A 16,751-nucleotide genomic window follows, 5' to 3' on the forward strand; every position below is an offset into this window, starting at 1 on the left:
GCGTACGACGCGGAGGTGCAGACCGAGCCGGTCAGCTCGGCCTGCACCTCCGCGTCGTACGCCGCCTCGACCTCGGGCTTCACGTCGAGCGGCCGGCCGGCGGCGACCATCGCGTCGACGTACGCGCCGAGGTGCTTCGCCTGCGCCTCGAGGAAGTAGATGACCGAGCCGCCCCCGGTGTTGGTGTTGGGGCCGTAGAGCATCTGCAGGCCCGGGAAGCCGGGGACACTCATGCCGTAGTAGGCGTGGGCGCCGTCCTTCCAGGCATCGTCGTGCAGCGAGCGCCCGCCGGCGCCGGTGACCGACATCGGCGCGAGGAACTCGGTCGCCGCGAAGCCGGTGCCCCAGACGAGGACGTCCGCCTCGTGCAGGGTGCCGTCGTCGGTGAGCACGCCCTGCGGCGTGATCGAGGAGATCCGGGTCGTCACCAGGTCGACGTTGGGCTGGGTCAGGGCCGGCACGTAGTCGTTGGAGAAGAGCACGCGCTTGCAGCCGATCGGGTAGGTCGGCCAGATCTTCTCGAAGAGGCCCGGCTTCGCCTTCGCCTGGCGGCGCATGTGGAGGTGGCAGATCCCGCGGAGCGTCTTGGCGAACGGCTTGGCGTAGACCCACGCGATGCTCAGCGACTCGACGACGGAGTACCACGTGCCGCGCTCGGCGAGCTCGGTCACCGGCACCTTCTCGAAGACCTTGTGGTGGCGCTCGGAGAACTTCCGGTCCGCCCGCGGCAGGAGGTACGGCGCGGTGCGCTGGAAGACCGTCATGTGCCCGACGACCGGCTGGATCGCGGGCACGAACTGGATCGCGCTCGCGCCCGTGCCGATCACCGCGACGCGCTTGCCGGACAGGTCGACGTCGTGGTCCCACGTTGCGGAGTGGAAGGTCGGCCCCGCGAAGCTGTCGCGCCCCGGGATGTCGGCGACGACCGGCCGGGAGAGCTGGCCCACGGCGGAGACGAGCACGTCGACGATGAGCGTCTCGCCGTCGGCGAGGGTCACCGTCCAGCGGCCGCTCGTATCGTCGTACGCCGCAGTGGTGACCTCGGCGCCGAACCGGAGGTGCCGACGGAGGTCGTACTTCTCCACGACGTGGTGGATGTAGTCGAGGATCGCGGGCTGGCGCGAGAAGCGGTGCGGCCAGCGCGGGTTGGGCTCGAACGAGTACGAGTAGAACGGCGAGGGCACGTCGCACGCCGCGCCGGGGTAGGTGTTCTCGCGCCAGACGCCACCGACGTCCTGCGCCTTCTCGAGGATCACCAGGTCGTGGTGACCGCGCTTCTTCAGCTCGATCGCTGCGGCCAGACCGCCGAAACCACTGCCGATGATCGCGATGCTGGGGCTCGCCATGAGTGCACGCTAGCGGTTGGGTACAGGACCTGCATGGGACAGATCCGGGTCGGGACCAGTGGCTGGCGCTACACGAGCTGGCGAGGTGACTTCTATCCGCGCGGGCTGGTGCAACGGCGTGAGCTCGAATACCTCGCGGCGCGCACGTCGTCGGTCGAGCTGAACGGCTCGTTCTATGCGCTGCAGCGCCCCTCGACGTACGCCCGGATCGCCGCGGAGACGCCCGACGACTTCATGGTCGCGGTGAAGGGGAGCCGGTTCATCACGCACCTGCAGCGGCTGCGCGACGTGGAGGTCCCGCTCGCCAACTTCCTGGCGTCCGGCCTGCTCGCCCTCGGCCCGAAGCTCGGGCCGCTGCTGTGGCAGCTGCCGCCCTCCCTCGCGTACGACGAGCTCCTCGCCCGCTCCTTCCTCGGTCTGCTGCCGCGCACGACGTACGAGCTGGCCCACCTGGCCCGGCTCCACGACGACCGCCTCACCGCTGACCAGGTCGTCCTGGCGCCGACTGTCCAGCGGCCGGTGCGCCACGCACTCGAGGTGCGCCACGACTCCTGGCTCAGCGAGCCCGCGCTCGAGCTGCTCCGCGCGTACGACGTCGGGCTGGTCGTCGCCGACAGCCCCGGACGCTGGCCCTACTCGGAGGCACGCACGTCCTCGCTGCGCTACGTCCGGCTCCACGGGCACTCCGAGCTCTACGCCAGCGGCTACTCCGGGCGGTCGCTCGACACCTGGGCCACGCGGTGCCGTCTCTGGGCAGCCGAGGGGGACGACGTCTTCGTCTACTTCGACAACGACGCGCGCGGACGGGCGCCGCACGACGCAGCCGGTCTCCTCCGCCGCCTCGCGCCCATCGGGGTCGAGGCGGACTCGGCCTGACGGCGCTGGCGCCGTTGTGCTGCCTGCTGCACCCGGAGTCAGGAGACCGTAGCGGCGAGTGCCTCGCCGGGCACGGCGGAGGAGAGTCCGGTCGCCGCTTCGGGGGCGGCAGCGGCCACCGGAGCATCGGCGGGCGCCGGTGCAGGTGCAGCCGGCGGGGTGACCGGCTCCGGCGGGGGCGTGGGGGCCGGCGGAGGCGTCGGCTCGGGGGCCGGAGGCGGGGTGACCGGTGCTGGCGGCGGAGGTGTCGGCGCGGCAGCGGGAGGGGGCGTCGGCGCCGGCTGCTGCGGCGCGGGCGTGGACTTCGGCGGCTTGGGTGAGGCCGGCTTCGGTGCGGTGGGCTTCGGCGTCGCCGGCTTGGGAGCTGGCTTCGGGCCGGCCGGCGAGGTGGCCGGCTTGGGCGCGGGCTTCGTGGCGGCCGCGGGCTCAGGAGCGGGTGCCGGCGGAGGCGGGGGCGACACCACGACCCCGACGGTCGCGACGTACACCGGGGGGAGGATGACGGGCGCTGCGTAGGCGGCGCGGTACGCCTCCACCGCCTTCAGGTAGACCGCCCTGTCGTTGAGGGTCCGCAGCGCAGCGGTGCGCTCGGCGGAGTCCGCGAGGTCGGCGCCCCGGCCGCAGAGCGCGACACCCAGTGCGAGGGCTGCGTCGTCCAGGTCGAAGGGCCTCCGGAGGCCGTCTCCGTCGCCATCCACGGCGACCTGCTGCCAGAGGGAGGGAGTGATCTGCAGCGGGCCGAGTGGATGGTCGGCGGAGGTGTCGCGGTCCCACGCGCCACCATCGGTGTCGGCTAGCGGGGGCACAGGGTGGGCAGGGTCCGGCGCGGGCGTGCCGAAGAGGTAGGGCCGCATCACGGCGGCACGGCCGAGCCGCCAGTCTCCGACACCGCCGTGGTCGGTCTCGACCTTGCCGATGCCGGCGAGGAGCGCGGCATCGAGGTGGCACGTGGGGAGTGCCTCGGCCAGCACTGTCGCTGCGCGCTGGTAGGCGGCGAGTGCCTGCTGGGGGATGTCCATCAGGTCCTCGTCCACGGGTGTGCCGCTGGCCGGCAGCCCGACATCGGGCAGCGGCCGCCACGCGGGCGGTGCCGCGACGGTGGTGGCATCGACGGGCTCGGGTTCGCCAGCCGCCTGGGCGGGCGCCCCCGTCGCCATGACGCCCAGGAGGCCGATCGGGAGACCGAGGGGGACAGCTGCGAGCCGGGACCGCTTCATGCCTTCGATGCTCACGGGGCACGGGGCGGGGCGCAGCGGTTCGCGCCCGGGTCTGGGGTGGTCAGTCGCGGGGTAGTACGAACGGGCTGGGGTCAGGGCCGGGGTCGGTCGCTGCCCCCGCACGGTCGGGAGTCGGGGCAGGTGCAGCGGCGGGGTGCAGGCTCAGGCGAGCGCGATCGTCGCCTCCCGGACGAACGCCGGGTCGTCGAGCCGGTCGCCGAAGACCTCGCGCAGCTGGCCCATCCGGTAGCGGATCGTCTGTGGGTGCACGAAGAGGGAGGCGGCGATCTCGTCACGCCGGCCCTGGTGGAGGAGCCACGCCCCGAGTGTCTCGACGAGCTTCTCCCGCTGGGCCTCGCGGAGGTCGTCGAGGGGCGCCAGCACCCGCGCGCGCAGGTCGGCGCGTGCCGCAGGGTCAGCCCGGACGACCAGGGTCGCCAGGTGGGTCTCGGTGTCGAGCGGCTGCCCTGCCTCGTCGTCGGCGAGGCCGAGCGCGAGCGCTCGCAGCGCTCGGTCGAAGGAGCCGGACACGGCCGTCCAGGCCACCGTGGGCCCGATCACCGCCACCGTGCCCGCGAGCGCCCGCAGCACCGCGGGCCGCGTGCCCGGTGCCAGCAGGACCACGTGGTCGGGCCATTCCTCCAGTGCCTCGACGTCGCCGGCCAGCTCCAGGGTTCGCGCGTCGAGGCGGGGCCGCACGGTGCCTGCAGTGACCTGGGGGAGCACGACGGCCGTGAGCTGGGCCGGCGTACGCCAGTTGGCCTGCTCGGCGAGCTTGACCAGCCGCTCCTCCTCGCGCCCACCGATCAGGGCAACAGCGAGCTGGGCGAGGTGCCGCTCGCGGAGCCGCCCCTCCCGGGCGAGCTCCTCGGCGTGGCCGGCGACGCTGACGGCCGAGAGCTGGTCGAGGTAGTCGAAGACCAGCTCCGCGAAGCGGACCAGCCCCTCGGCGGGCAGGCCGTGCTCGACGGCCGTGCGGCTCAGCTCGCGCCACGAGGTCGAGGTGCCGATCCGGTACGCCGCGGCGAGCGCGTCCATCGAACGTCCGGCCCGGGCCTCGCCCTTGCCCAGCTGGTACGCCGCGGCGAAGACCTGCTCGGGCCGGTTGGTGGGGCCGGCCCCATCGGCCTCGACGGTCGCGGCCATGTCGAGGAAGCCGTCGAGGGCGAGTGCGACCGCCATCTCGATGGTGCGCCCCATGCGCCCCTGGAACGGCACCGAGTAGCTCGGCACCTCCTCCATGATCGCCGCGACGACCTTCTCTGCCAGGCGGGGGAGGCGCGCGCGCAGCGAGGCGATCTGCTCGGGGGTGAAGGCGAGCGTGGGGTCGTCCGCGGGCGTGGGCATGGCGTTCCTCGACTTTTGTTCGATGCGAACAAGAAGGGCGGCCGGATTCACCGGCACGGGTCAGGAGTTTAACCCCTCCGGTCGCCAGACTGGAGGGCATGAGCTCGCTGCTTCTCACCCCGCCGACCGGTAGCACTGCCGGCCGCCTCGCCGAGGCTGCCGCGGTCGATGCCGCCGGGCCGCGCAAGCGCCGACTGGCCGACCGCATCACGCGCCTCGTCGAGACCGCGACCACGCCGCTGCTGCCCGCCGACTACCTGGACCTGGTCGCCCCGCTGCGCGCGGGCGCCGACCTGCGTGGCCGGGTCGTCTCCGTCGAGCCGGAGACCGCGGACGCCGCCACCATCGTCATCAAGCCAGGCGCCGACTGGGCCGGCCACGTGCCCGGCCAGTACGTCCGGATCGGCGTCGACGTCGAGGGCGTTCGCCACTGGCGTGCCTACTCGCTGACTCACGGCCCGCGGCGCGACGGACTCATCTCCGTCACCGTGAAGGCCGTGCCGGACGGCAAGGTCAGCAACCACCTCGTGCACCGCACGCAGCGCGGCACGATGGTCCACCTCGAGCAGGCCGCCGGCGAGTTCGTCCTGCCCGCCGACGAGCATGGCGTGACCCCGGAGTCGCACCGTCGGCTCCTCTTCGTCACGGCCGGCTCGGGCGTGACCCCGGTCGTGGGCATGCTGCGCAACCTCTTCCCCTCGACCGACTCCGGCGTCCTGCGCCCGGCGCGCAGCCAGGAGCTCGACATCGTCGTGGTCCACGTCGCACCGACGCAGCCCGACTCGATCTTCCTGCGCGACCTGCAGGCGCTCGACGCGGCCGGCGCGATCAGCCTGCTCGCCCGCTACGACGACGAGCACGGGGTTCTCGACGTCGACGCCCTCGGCCAGCTGGTCCCCGACCTCGACGACCGTACGACGTACGCCTGCGGGCCCGGCGGGCTCCTCGCGGCCCTCGAGGCGCACCACGCGGCGAAGGGCCTGCCGCTGCAGACCGAGCAGTTCCGCGCCGCGACCGTCGTCGCAGGCGAGGGCGGCACGGTCCACGTGGCCGGTCAGGAGATCGAGGCTGATGGCGCGACCACGGTCCTCGATGCCGCCGAGTCGGCCGGCGTCCTGATGCCCAGCGGCTGCCGGATGGGCATCTGCATGGGTTGCGTCCTGCCGCTCAAGGAGGGCGCCGTCCGTGACCTCCGCACCGGTGAGGTCACCGCGGCCGACGCGATGACCGGCCCCATGAACATCCAGACCTGCATCAGCGCCGCTGCCGGCGCCTGCCACCTCGACCACTGATCTCGGACAGGGAGACACCATGACTGCCATCCAGAAGCTCGACGAGAACCCGATCGCCCACCTCAGCCCCGAGGACATCGAGGCGTTCGGCGCCGAGATCGAGGCAATCCGCCAGGAGGTCCTCGCCAAGCGCGGCGCGTCCGACGCGGCGTACATCCGGCGCCTGATCGCCTTCCAGCGCTGGCTCGAGGTCGGCTCGCGCGCGACGCTGCTGGCGAGCGTCTTCCCGCCGGCGTTCGTGCTCGGCACCGCCGGCCTGACCGTCGCCAAGATCCTCGAGAACATGGAGATCGGCCACAACGTCCTCCACGGCCAGTGGGACTGGATGCGTGACCCGAAGATCCACTCGACCACCTGGGACTGGGACAACGCGACGCCGGCCGAGGCGTGGAAGCACAGCCACAACGAGCTGCACCACACGTACACGAACGTGCTCGGCAAGGACAACGACCTCGGCTACTCGATCATGCGCGTCGACGAGGACCAGCGCTGGCACCCGTTCTTCCTGGCCCAGCCGTTCTGGAACGCGCTCAACGCCTGCTTCTTCGAGTACGGCATCGCGGCGTACGACCTGCAGCTCGGCAAGTACCTCCCGATGAAGAAGGAGGACCGTCCCGAGCACTTCACCAAGGGTGCGAAGGCGGCGCTGAAGAAGATGCGCAAGCAGGCCGGCAAGGACTACCTCGTCCACCCGCTGCTCGCCCTGCCCTTCGGCGGCTTTCTGCCGACGCTCGCGGCGAACTTCATCGCCAACGTCGGTCGCAACGTCTGGAGCCACTCAGTCATCATGTGTGGCCACTTCCCCGAAGGCGTCGCCGTCTTCGAGAAGGAGTCGATCGACGGCGAGACCAAGGCCGAGTGGTACCTCCGCCAGGGCCTCGGGTCGGCCAACATCACCGGCTCGAAGCTCATGCACATCATGAGCGGCAACCTGTCGCACCAGATCGAGCACCATCTCTTCCCCGACCTCAACTCGAATCGGCTGGCCGAGGTCGCCCCGCAGGTGAAGGCGGTCTTCGAGAAGTACGGCCTGCCGTACGTCGCCGGCTCGCTGCCGCGCCAGCTCGGCTCGGCCTGGCACAAGGTCTTCCGCCTGTCGCTGCCCAACGGCTGGCTGGCAACGACCACGCCGAAGAACGCCCCCAAGCGCGTCGCGCAGCTCTACAAGATGTCGACCGGTGGCCGGAAGGCCCGCAAGGCGATCCAGGCCGAGCTCGACGCCGCCGTTGTGGGGCGCGAGTTCACGCCCGCTGCCTGACCACAACTCCCACCTCGCGTGACCACAAGCCCCACCTCGGCGTCGAGGTGGGGCTTGTGGCGTGTCGAGGTGGGGCTTGTGGTGCGCCGAGGTGGGGCTTGTGGTCGCCGCGGCGTGACGCAGGCGACCCTCGCCACCCGGCGTACCGGCAAGTAGCCTCGAGCCATGTCCTATGTCTCCTGCACCACCGTCGACGGCATCGCCCACGTCCAGCTCGCCCGCCCGGACAAGATGAACGCGCTGACCCTCGACCTCCTCGCCGACCTGCACCGGACGACGCGGAAGCTGAGCAAGGACAAGACGCTGCGGGCTGTGGTCGTGAGTGGGCAGGGTGCCTCGTTCTGTGCCGGACTCGACTTCGCGAAGGTGCTCAAGACGCCCGCCGGGGTCTTCAAGGCCTTCGTGCCGAACCCGCTGCGCGGCACCAACCTCTTCCAGGAGGCTCCGTGGGGCTTCCGCCGGATCCCGGTCCCGGTGATCGCGGCGGTGCACGGCAACTGCCTCGGCGGCGGCCTGCAGATCGCGCTCGCGGCGGACTTCCGGTTCGCGACGCCCGACTCGACCTGGTCGGTGCTCGAGGGCAAGTGGGGCCTGATCCCCGACATGTCCGGCGTGCAGGCGCTCAAGGAGCTTGTCGGCATCGACACCGCCAAGAAGCTGACGATGACCGCCGAGATGCTCTCCGGCAAGGAGGCGAGGGACATCGGCCTCGTGACCGAGATCGACGCGGACCCGCTGGCTGCGGCGTTCGCGCTCGCCGAGCAGCTCAAGGGCCGTTCGCCCGACCAGCTCGCTGCGGCCAAGCGCCTCTTCAACGACACCTGGAGCTCCTCGCCGCGTCGTACGTTCGCCCGCGAGCGGGTCGAGCAGCTCTTCCTCCTCTTCGCGCGCAACACTGCGGCTGCCCGCAACGCGGCGTTCAAGAAGTCGACCCCGTCGTACGGTCCGCGCCAGCGCTGAGCCGGCGTTTGGGGAAATTCCGCACCGGCGGTCGGTCCCGAACCCTAGGATCGCGATGAATGTCGATCTTGGGGGTTTCCGGCGTGTTGTTCTTCCTCGTCATCGGGTGCGTGGGCATCGCCCTGCTCCTGGTCAGCCTGGTCCTCGGTGACCTCCTCGACGGGCTGCTCGACTTCGGTCCCGACTTTCTCTCGGGCGCCGCGATCGCCGGCTTCCTCGGTGCGCTCGGTTTCGTCGGCGCGATAGCGCTCGACCAGGGTGCCTCGACGCCCGTGGCGATCGGGATCGGCGCCCTTGCGGGCGTCCTGGTGGGCGCTGCTGCCGGCTGGGCGGCGACCCGGCTCGCACGCGGTGGCGACGAGGCCACCGTGCGCAGCGGTGAGCTCGCCGGTCATGACGCGACCGTCCTCAACGCCATCCCGGCCGATGGCTACGGCGAGGTCACCCTCACCGTCGCCGGCCACATCACCCGGATGAACGCCCGGTCCGCGACCGCGCTCTCTGCGGGTACGCCGGTGACGATCACCGCCGTCCTCTCCCCGACCGCGGTCCAGGTCGCCCCGCGCGCCTGACCCGCCGTCGCACTCCTCACTCCTCTCGGAAGGTCCCCCATGTTCGGTGAAGTCCCCGTGCTCCTGATCAGCATCGTCGGCCTCGTGGTCCTCGTGGTGCTGCTCGGTGCGCTCATCACCACGCGCTACAAGGTCGCCGGCCCCAACGAGGCGTTCATCGTCACGGGCCGCAAGGGCAAGGCGGTGAAGAACGCCGAGACCGGTGCGGTCTCCACCGACCTGTCGGGTCAGAAGGTCGTGATGGGTGGCGGCATCTTCGTGGTGCCGTTCGTGCAGAAGCTGCACGTCCTCGACCTCTCCTCACGCCGGATCATGATCCAGATCCGCGGTGCCGTCTCGGGCCAGGGCGTGAAGCTCAACCTCGACGGTGTGGCGATCGTGAAGGTCGGCGGCAACGAGGACTCCATCCGCGCCGCTGCCCAGCGCTTCCTCTCGCAGCAGGGCGAGATCGAGACGTTCACGCAGGAGACCCTCGCCGGTTCGCTGCGCTCGATCGTGGGCTCGCTGACCGTCGAGCAGATCATCCGTGACCGTGCGGCGTTCGCCCAGCGCGTCGCCGACGAGTCCGAGACCTCGCTGTCGGGGCAGGGCCTCGTGCTCGACACGTTCCAGATCCAGGACATCACTGACGACGGCTCCTACCTCGCCGATCTCGGTCGTCCCGAGGCCGCCAAGGTGGGCCAGATCGCCGCGATCGCGGAGGCCAACGCTCGCCAGGCAGCCGAGCAGGCCCGCCTCGCCTCCGAGCAGGAGATCGCGATCGCGAACCGCGCCCTCGCCCTCAAGAACGCCGAGATCAAGGCGGAGACCGACGCCGCGACGGCGCAGGCCGCCGCCGCCGGTCCGCTCGCCCAGGCCGACCGCGACCAGGCGATCCTCCTCGAGCAGGAGAAGGTCGCCGTCCGTCAGGCCGCGCTCAAGGAGCGCCAGCTCGACACCGAGGTCCGCAAGCCGGCCGACGCCGAGCGCTACCGCGTCGAGACCGAGGCGCAGGGTCGCCGGCAGGCCGCGATCTTCGACGCCGAGGCCCGCAAGGCCGCCGCGATCGCCGCCGCCGAGGCCGACGCCGAGCAGGCACGCCTCACCGGTGAGGGCGAGAAGTCCCGCCGCTCCGCTCTCGCGGAGGCCGAGGCGATCGAGGGCGCCAAGCGCGGTGAGGCCGAGAAGGCCCGCCGTGTCGCCGAGGCCGACGCGCTCCGCGCCGAGGGTGAGGCGCAGGGTGCCGCGATCCTCGCCAAGGGTGAGGCCGAGGCGACCGCGATGGACAAGAAGGCGGCCGCCTTCGGCCAGTACAACGAGGCCGCGGTCCTCCAGATGCTGATCGAGACGCTTCCGCAGATGGCCGCCGCCATCGCCGGCCCGCTCGCGGCGATCGACAAGCTGACGGTGATCTCCTCGGATGGCACGGCGGAGCTGCCGCGCCAGGTCACCAACAACATGCTGCAGACGATCGAGATGCTGAAGAACACCACCGGCGTCGACATCGAGGGTCTGGTCAAGGGCTACGTGGCGCGGGGTGACGCGGGCGCGGCCCCCGTTGCGCCGACCGCTCCGGTGGTCCCGGTCGTCGCCGGCGAGCCGCCGGTCGACGGGCTCAACTGACGCTGCCGGTAGCGCCGGACGTCGCCTCGGGCAAAGCCGGGCGAACTCCCGCAAGCCGGACGGATCGACGCCACCCGTTCGGGCCATCGCATGGTCCGAACGGGTGGCGTTTCGCCATTCCCGAGACGCCCGGACCACTGCTGACGGACCCTTCTCGCGGCGCGCGCATCGCGTGCCGGGGGACTCTCGGTTTGGGGCAGCAGTGCAGGCAGTACGACGGACGCTCGGGGTCCTGGTGGCAGTGGTCGTGATGGTCGGCGTCGTGGGAGAGGGATCCGCCTCCGCGCACCGGCGGGACCATGCGGTGGCCCAGCTCTCCGACCGGCAGCTGGCCGATCCATCGCCGCTCCGGACAGGTGGACAGACCCATCTCTTCGGCACCGGCCCGGGCTTCCCGACGCTGTCCTCGAAGCGGGTCGCCCGTGGCTTCCGGGTGAGCGGCCGCGCGATGCCGCGCAGCGGCCTCCCGCGCTGGCACGGCACCGGCACCGGGGGCACCCGTCACCTGTGGGCCCCGCACGTCGCGCGCGTCCGCGGGCCGCGGGGCCCGGGGTACGTCATGTACTTCACGGCCACGCGCCGTGGGGGCTGGGACTGTGTCGGTGTCGCGCGCTCGTCACGACCGGCCCGTGGCTTCCGCGCGGCCGGCCCGCCGCTGGTCTGCGCCGGCCGGCGCGCCACCATCATCGACCCGTCGCTGTATGTCGGGCCGCACGGTCGCCGGTGGCTCACCTACGTCCGCCGAGATCGCGTCACCGGGATCGGGCAGGTGCGGATCATCGGTCTCGGGAAGTACGGCATGCGCCTGCGTCCCGGTGCCCGGTCGCGGGTGCTCGTGCAGAACGGCCGCACGATCACCGAGGCGCCGAGCATGCTCACGCACCGCGGCCGCACCTGGCTCTTCGTCAGCCGCTACTCCTACCGTGGGTGCGGCTACCGCACCGAGGTCTACCGCGCACGGACGCCGGATGGCCGCTTCCGTCCCGCGGGCCCGGACCACGGGCGGCTGGTGCTGCGCTCGCGGGCCGGGCGGGTGCTCTGCGGCGCCGGCGGCGGTGAGGTGCTGAAGACCCGGCGGACGGTGCGGTTCTACTTCCACGCGTGGCGCGGCGGCACCGAGTACACCGGAGGGCGGCGTGTGCCGTTCGTTGCGAAGCTCGTGTGGCGCAACGGCCGGCCCGTGGTCGCCCGTCGCTGACGCCGAGGCGGCGCGGACTTGCACGTGGCGTACGCCGAGGCGGCGCGGACTTGCACGCGGCGTACGCCGAGGCGGCGCGGACTTGCAGGGGTGGGCGATCTCACGTGCGGCGTTTTCGCTGGTCAGGGCCGGGTCGCGTACAGTGAAGGAGTCCGCCCAGTCTTGCCGCGGACCGGCAGCCCTCGTTGGCTGCGCCTCGCACTCGAGGCCCACCTCCGCATCACTGCGGGCGTTCTGGTGAGACACCGAACGAATTGAAGTTTCCCCTTGTCTGATTTCTCCAGCCTTGGCGTGCCCACGCCACTGGCCACCGTCCTGGCTGTCCAGGGCATCACCTCTCCCACCCCTATCCAGAAGGCGACGCTGCCGGACTCCCTCGCGGGTCGCGACGTGCTCGGCCGTGGCCGCACCGGCTCCGGCAAGACCTACGCGTTCCTGCTCCCTATGGTCGCGCGCCTCGCCGCCTCGGGCCGCAAGCCGCGCGCGGGTGCTCCCCGCGCGCTGATCCTCGCGCCGACGCGTGAGCTCGTCGGGCAGATCGAGGCCTCCCTCAAGCCGCTCGCGGCCGAGTTCGGCCTCACGACGCAGACCGTCTTCGGCGGCGTCGGCCAGAACCCCCAGGTCGCCGGCCTCCGCCGTGGAGCCGACGTCGTCCTCGCCTGCCCCGGCCGCCTCGAGGACCTGATCCAGCAGGGTCACTGCTCGCTCAAGGACATCGAGATCACGATCCTCGACGAGGCCGACCACATGGCGGACCTCGGCTTCCTGCCCGCCGTACGCCGCCTGCTCCAGGCGACGCCGCCGCGCTCGCAGCGCCTGCTCTTCTCGGCGACCCTCGACAACGCGGTCGACCAGCTGGTCAAGAAGTTCCTCAACGACCCGGTCACCCACGAGGCTGACTCGGCGCAGTCGCCGGTCGCCAAGATGGACCACCACGTCTTCCACGTACGCCGCGAGTCGCGCCTGCCGATCCTGGTCGACCTGACCCGGGCTCCCGGTCGCACGGTCGTCTTCACGCGCACGAAGCACGGCGCGAAGGCGCTCGCCCGTCAGCTCAACGCCAACGGCGTACCGACCGTGGACCTGCACGGCAACCTGTCGCAGAACGCCCGTACCCGCAACATGGAGGCCTTCCACTCCGGGGCCGCCACCACGCTCGTCGCGACCGACGTCGCCGCCCGCGGCATCCACGTCGACGACGTCGCCCTGGTCGTGCACGCAGACCCGCCGGCCGAGCACAAGGCCTACCTCCACCGCTCCGGCCGTACGGCGCGGGCCGGCGCCGAGGGCACCGTCATCACGCTGATGACCGACGACCAGGTCCGCGACGTGCGGGCCCTGGCACGGGCAGCCGGGATCAAGCCGACCACCACCGTCGTCGGTGACGCGTCGCATCCGGTGCTTCGCCAGTTGGCGCCCGGTGAGCGCGTCGAGGTCCCCGGTGGTCTGAAGGTCGAGGCTCCGGCCCAGCCTGCTGGCCGTGGCGGCTCCGGCTCTGGCTCCGGCTCGGGTGGCGGCCGCAACCGGTCCCGCTCCCGCTCGCGCGGTGGCAACGGCGGCAATGCCGGCGGCTCGGGTGCATCCGCCTCCGGCCAGGGCGGCCAGCGCCGTTCGGGTGGTAATGGTGGCTCCAGCAACGGCGGCCAGGCGCGCTCCGGCGGCTCGGGCAACGGCGGCCAGCGTCGTTCGGGTGGCGGTGGCCAGGGTGGCCAGCGCCGCGCCGGTGGCAGCGGTGGCAGCCACAGCGCTGCCAACTTCAGCCGCGGTCGCTGACCCTTCGCGCTCCACAAGGGGTGGACTTCTCGTCACATGCTGACGAGAAGTCCACCCCTTGTTCCTCTTCCGGCTGAGACGGCGCAAACCTGCAGAACTTGAGCGCTGAGACGGCGTGCAGGTTTGCGCCGCGTCGGCGTCCTACTTGGGCTGGTGCTCGCCCTCGATGCGGAACTCGGCGGCGGGATACACGCCGAGCACGGTCAGCTCGTCGGTGAAGAACTCCAGCTCCTCGAGCGCGCGGGCCAGCTCCGGCGAGGACGGGTGACCCTCGACGTCGGCGAGGAACATCGTCGCGGTGAACTCGCCATCGACCATGTAGGCCTCGAGCTTGGTCATGTTGATGCCGTTGGTCGCGAAGCCGCCGAGCGCCTTGTAGAGCGCGGCGGGCAGGTTGCGCACGCGGAAGACGAAGGTTGTCACGACCATCTCGTCGTCCGAGGTGGGTGCCGGCGCCTCGACGTACTCCCGCGACAGAATGACGAAGCGCGTCGCGTTGTGGTCCTCGTCCTCGACGTTCTCGGCGAGCACGTCGAGGCCGTAGACCGACGCGGCCAGCGGCGGGGCGAGGCAGGCGCGCGACGGGTCGCCCCACTCCGCGACCTCGCGCGCGGAGCCGGCGGTGTCTCCGGCGATCACGGGCCGGGCACCCAGCGCCGCGATGATCCGGCGGCACTGGCCCAGCGCGTGCACGTGCGAGTGCACGGTCCGGATTCCCTCACGAGTCGCTCCGGGCACGCCCATCAGGTGGAAGTGGATCGGCATGAAGTACTCACCCACGATGTGCAGCCCCGACTTGGGCAGCAGGTGGTGGATGTCGGCGACGCGGCCGGCGAGCGAGTTGTCGATCGGGATCATGCCGAGCTCGGCACGCCCCTCCTGCACCGCAGCGAAGACGTCCTCGAACGACGCGCACGGCATCGGCTCGAAGTCCGGGTAGGCGTCACGGCAGGCGATGTCGGAGTTCGCGCCGGGTTCGCCCTGGTAGGCGATGATCTTCGCAGTCACGGAGACATCATCCATGAGGCGAGGAGGACCGGTGCGCACCTGGCTGCGGCGTTCGCTGTGGGACCTGGTCCCGCGCGACCAGCGCGACACGACCGCGGGGCTCCGGCGTCGGCAGGTGGTGGCGATGGTGACCGTCCTGGTCGGCGCGGCGCTGCTGGGTGTCTCGCTGCGGATCGAGCCCGGCAGCGTCTGGTTCTACCCGGCGACGTTCGCGCTCGCCGGCGTCTGGGTCATCGGCGCGCTGGCGTCGGGCCGGCTCCACCTCGGCAGGATCCTCGTGCGTGACGAGCTGCGGCGGCCGGTGCTGGCGCCGTTCCTGATCGGCAGCGGGATGGCAGCCGGCTTCCTCGTCGCGGCGGTCGCGCTGCAGCCGGTGCCGTTCGTCGCCGACCAGGTGACCGACGTCCTCGACCATGCCGCCGAGGGGTCGCTCGCGCTCGTCGCTGTCGTCACGGTGGTCAACGGCATCGCGGAGGAGCTCTTCTTCCGCGGCACCGTGTACGCCGCCGTCCCCCGGCGACCGGTGCTCGTCTCCACCGCGGCCTACACCCTGACGACGGTCGCAGCGGGCAACCTGCTGCTCGTGGTGGCGGCCCTCGTGCTCGGGTTGGTGGTGGGACTGGAGCGCCGGGCGTCCGGCGGCATCCTCGGGCCCGCGATCACCCACGTCACCTGGGCGCTGGCGATGCTCTTCGGCCTGCCCCTCGTCTTCTCCTGACGAGCGGCACCTCACGAGCGGCACCTGACGAGCGAGACCTGACGCCGGAGCCCCGCGTCAGCCGCGCGGCTGCGCCAGCGCGCGGCGTACGGCCTCGGCGTAGCTGGTGGGAGTGCCGGGCACGATGTCGCGGATGGAGGTGTCGGTGACCACGACCTCCGTGCCGAGCGAGTCGATGAGGTTGCGGCCCGTGCGGGTGTCGATGTCGGTGACCAGCGCCAGCCAGTACGACGAGAGGCGTGGGGTCAGCAGGGGCACGCGCACGATCGGCAGGCGGTGGCCGAGCATCTGCTCGGCGGCGAGCTGGAGCATCTCCTCGTAGGTGAGGGTGTCGGGGCCGCCGATCTCGAACGTGCGGCCGTGCGCCGCGGGGTTGCCGGCCACGCCCACGAGGTAGCGCACCGCGTCGTCGAGGGCGATCGGCTGGGTCCGCGTGCTGACCCACCGGGGCACGATCATGGCCGGCAGGTTCTTCACCAGCTGCCGGGTGATCTCCCACGAGATGCCGCCCGCGCCGACGACGATGGCCGCGCGCAGCGCCGTCACGGGAACAGACGTCCGGGCCAGCAGGTGCTCGACCTCGCGCCGCGAGCGCAGGTGCTCCGAGAGCTGGTCGCCGTCGGCACCGAGGCCACCGAGGTAGACGATCTGGCCGACCCCCGCTGCCTCCGCGGCCGCGGAGAACGCGCGGGCCGCAGCGGCGTCGCGCTCGGCGTAGTCGGTGTGGTCGAGGGAGTGGACCAGGTAGAACGCGACGTCCACGCCACGCAGTGCCTCGACCACCGATGCCGGGTCGGAGACGTCGCCACCGACGACCTCGCCGGGTCCGTCGTACGCCGCGGGGCGGCGCGTCAGGGCGCGGACCGTCCAGCCCTCGGCCTGCAGTGCGGGGACGAGGTGGCGACCGACGAAGCCGGTCGCGCCGGTGACGAGTGCGGTGCGGGAGGCGCTCACCTCGTCATCCTCCCGCACGACGACAAGCGAGGCCTACGCTCACGACATGAGCGCCGCCGACTCCTTCCGCCAGGTCAACGCCGCCTTCGCCGCCCGGGTGCACGGCGCACGGCCGGACTCCTGGGACAACGAGGCACCGTGCGAGGGCTGGGTCGCGCGCGACGTCGTACGCCATCTGGTGGAGTGGCTCCCGGGGTTCCTCGAGAGCGGGGCAGGCATTCGCCTCGAGCCGGGGCCGAGCGTCGACGAGGACCCCGTTGCCGCCTGGGACGTCTTCGCCGCGCAGGTCCAGGCACTGCTCGACGATCCCGCGAGCGCCGACGTCACCTACCGCGGCCGCGCGGGCGAGCACCCACTGCCGCAGGCGGTCGAGCAGTTCTTCGTCAGCGACGTCTTCCTCCACACGTGGGACCTCGCGCGGGCGACGGGTCAGGACGAGGCGCTCGACCCCGAGCGCTGTGCGGCGATGCTCGCGGGCATGGAGCCGTGGGACGAGGCGCTGCGCTCCAGCGGTCACTACGGGCCGCGGACGCCGGTGGCCGACGACGCGGACCCGACCACGAAGCTGATGGCCTTCATCGGCCGCGCTGTCTGAGCCAGAAACATTACGTCCATAACGGAAATGGGCTA

Annotated in this window: 15 protein-coding genes; 10 read left to right on the forward strand and 5 right to left on the reverse strand. The window is 71.9% G+C overall.

Annotated features, from left to right (window positions below):
* Positions 1–1,346: NAD(P)/FAD-dependent oxidoreductase (locus tag VLF38_RS10170; protein WP_325271148.1), on the reverse strand; the 1,346-nt coding region annotated here is incomplete at its 3' end.
* Between the two features lie 33 nt (positions 1,347–1,379).
* Between VLF38_RS10170 and VLF38_RS10175 the strand changes: the two genes are divergently transcribed.
* Positions 1,380–2,222, forward strand: a complete 843-nt coding sequence (locus VLF38_RS10175; RefSeq protein WP_325271149.1) for a DUF72 domain-containing protein — start codon at positions 1,380–1,382, stop codon at positions 2,220–2,222.
* A gap of 38 nt (positions 2,223–2,260) precedes the next feature.
* On the opposite strand, the gene VLF38_RS10180 is transcribed toward VLF38_RS10175, so the two are convergent.
* Positions 2,261–3,439 (reverse strand): hypothetical protein, encoded by a 1,179-nt coding sequence (locus tag VLF38_RS10180; RefSeq protein ID WP_325271150.1) that lies wholly within the window; start codon positions 3,437–3,439, stop codon positions 2,261–2,263.
* A 162-nt stretch (positions 3,440–3,601) separates the two neighbouring features.
* Positions 3,602–4,786, reverse strand: coding sequence for a helix-turn-helix domain-containing protein (locus tag VLF38_RS10185; protein ID WP_325271151.1), 1,185 nt, complete (start codon positions 4,784–4,786; stop codon positions 3,602–3,604).
* A gap of 98 nt (positions 4,787–4,884) precedes the next feature.
* Here VLF38_RS10185 and VLF38_RS10190 point away from each other — a divergent pair, with 98 nt between their 5' ends.
* The 7 genes from VLF38_RS10190 (at position 4,885) to VLF38_RS10220 (ending at position 13,441) form a co-directional block, all read left to right on the forward strand.
* Positions 4,885–6,078, forward strand: a complete 1,194-nt coding sequence (locus tag VLF38_RS10190; protein WP_325271152.1) for a ferredoxin reductase — start codon at positions 4,885–4,887, stop codon at positions 6,076–6,078.
* Positions 6,079–6,097: 19 nt separating this feature from the next.
* Positions 6,098–7,336, forward strand: coding sequence for an acyl-CoA desaturase (locus VLF38_RS10195; protein ID WP_325271153.1), 1,239 nt, complete (start codon positions 6,098–6,100; stop codon positions 7,334–7,336).
* 165 nt (positions 7,337–7,501) lie between these two features.
* Positions 7,502–8,296: a crotonase/enoyl-CoA hydratase family protein gene (locus tag VLF38_RS10200; protein WP_325271154.1), complete on the forward strand. Its 795-nt coding sequence runs from the start codon at positions 7,502–7,504 to the stop codon at positions 8,294–8,296.
* 59 nt (positions 8,297–8,355) lie between these two features.
* Positions 8,356–8,868, forward strand: coding sequence for a hypothetical protein (locus VLF38_RS10205; protein ID WP_325271155.1), 513 nt, complete (start codon positions 8,356–8,358; stop codon positions 8,866–8,868).
* Positions 8,869–8,907: 39 nt separating this feature from the next.
* Entirely contained in the window at positions 8,908–10,470 is a 1,563-nt protein-coding gene (locus VLF38_RS10210; protein WP_325271156.1) for a flotillin family protein, read from the forward strand.
* Positions 10,471–10,705: 235 nt separating this feature from the next.
* Positions 10,706–11,668 (forward strand): family 43 glycosylhydrolase, encoded by a 963-nt coding sequence (locus tag VLF38_RS10215; protein ID WP_325271157.1) that lies wholly within the window; start codon positions 10,706–10,708, stop codon positions 11,666–11,668.
* Positions 11,669–11,959: 291 nt separating this feature from the next.
* A complete protein-coding gene (locus tag VLF38_RS10220) occupies positions 11,960–13,441 on the forward strand; it encodes a DEAD/DEAH box helicase (RefSeq protein ID WP_325271158.1) in 1,482 nt (493 codons plus the stop codon).
* A 141-nt stretch (positions 13,442–13,582) separates the two neighbouring features.
* Here VLF38_RS10220 and VLF38_RS10225 read toward each other — a convergent pair whose 3' ends face one another.
* Positions 13,583–14,449, reverse strand: a complete 867-nt coding sequence (locus VLF38_RS10225) for a prephenate dehydratase (RefSeq protein WP_325271159.1) — start codon at positions 14,447–14,449, stop codon at positions 13,583–13,585.
* A gap of 31 nt (positions 14,450–14,480) precedes the next feature.
* On the opposite strand from VLF38_RS10225, the gene VLF38_RS10230 reads away from it, so the two are divergent.
* Positions 14,481–15,167 (forward strand): type II CAAX prenyl endopeptidase Rce1 family protein, encoded by a 687-nt coding sequence (locus tag VLF38_RS10230; protein WP_325271160.1) that lies wholly within the window; start codon positions 14,481–14,483, stop codon positions 15,165–15,167.
* A gap of 57 nt (positions 15,168–15,224) precedes the next feature.
* Here VLF38_RS10230 and VLF38_RS10235 read toward each other — a convergent pair whose 3' ends face one another.
* A complete protein-coding gene (locus tag VLF38_RS10235; protein WP_325271161.1) occupies positions 15,225–16,121 on the reverse strand; it encodes an NAD(P)H-binding protein in 897 nt (298 codons plus the stop codon).
* A gap of 46 nt (positions 16,122–16,167) precedes the next feature.
* On the opposite strand from VLF38_RS10235, the gene VLF38_RS10240 reads away from it, so the two are divergent.
* On the forward strand, positions 16,168–16,716 hold the full coding sequence (locus tag VLF38_RS10240; RefSeq protein WP_325271162.1) for a TIGR03086 family metal-binding protein: 549 nt from the start codon (positions 16,168–16,170) through the stop codon (positions 16,714–16,716).
* The last annotated feature ends 35 nt before the right edge of the window (positions 16,717–16,751 follow it).

The organism is Nocardioides sp. (genome assembly GCF_035481145.1).
In the GTDB taxonomy this organism is placed as follows: Bacteria; Actinomycetota; Actinomycetes; order Propionibacteriales; family Nocardioidaceae; genus Nocardioides.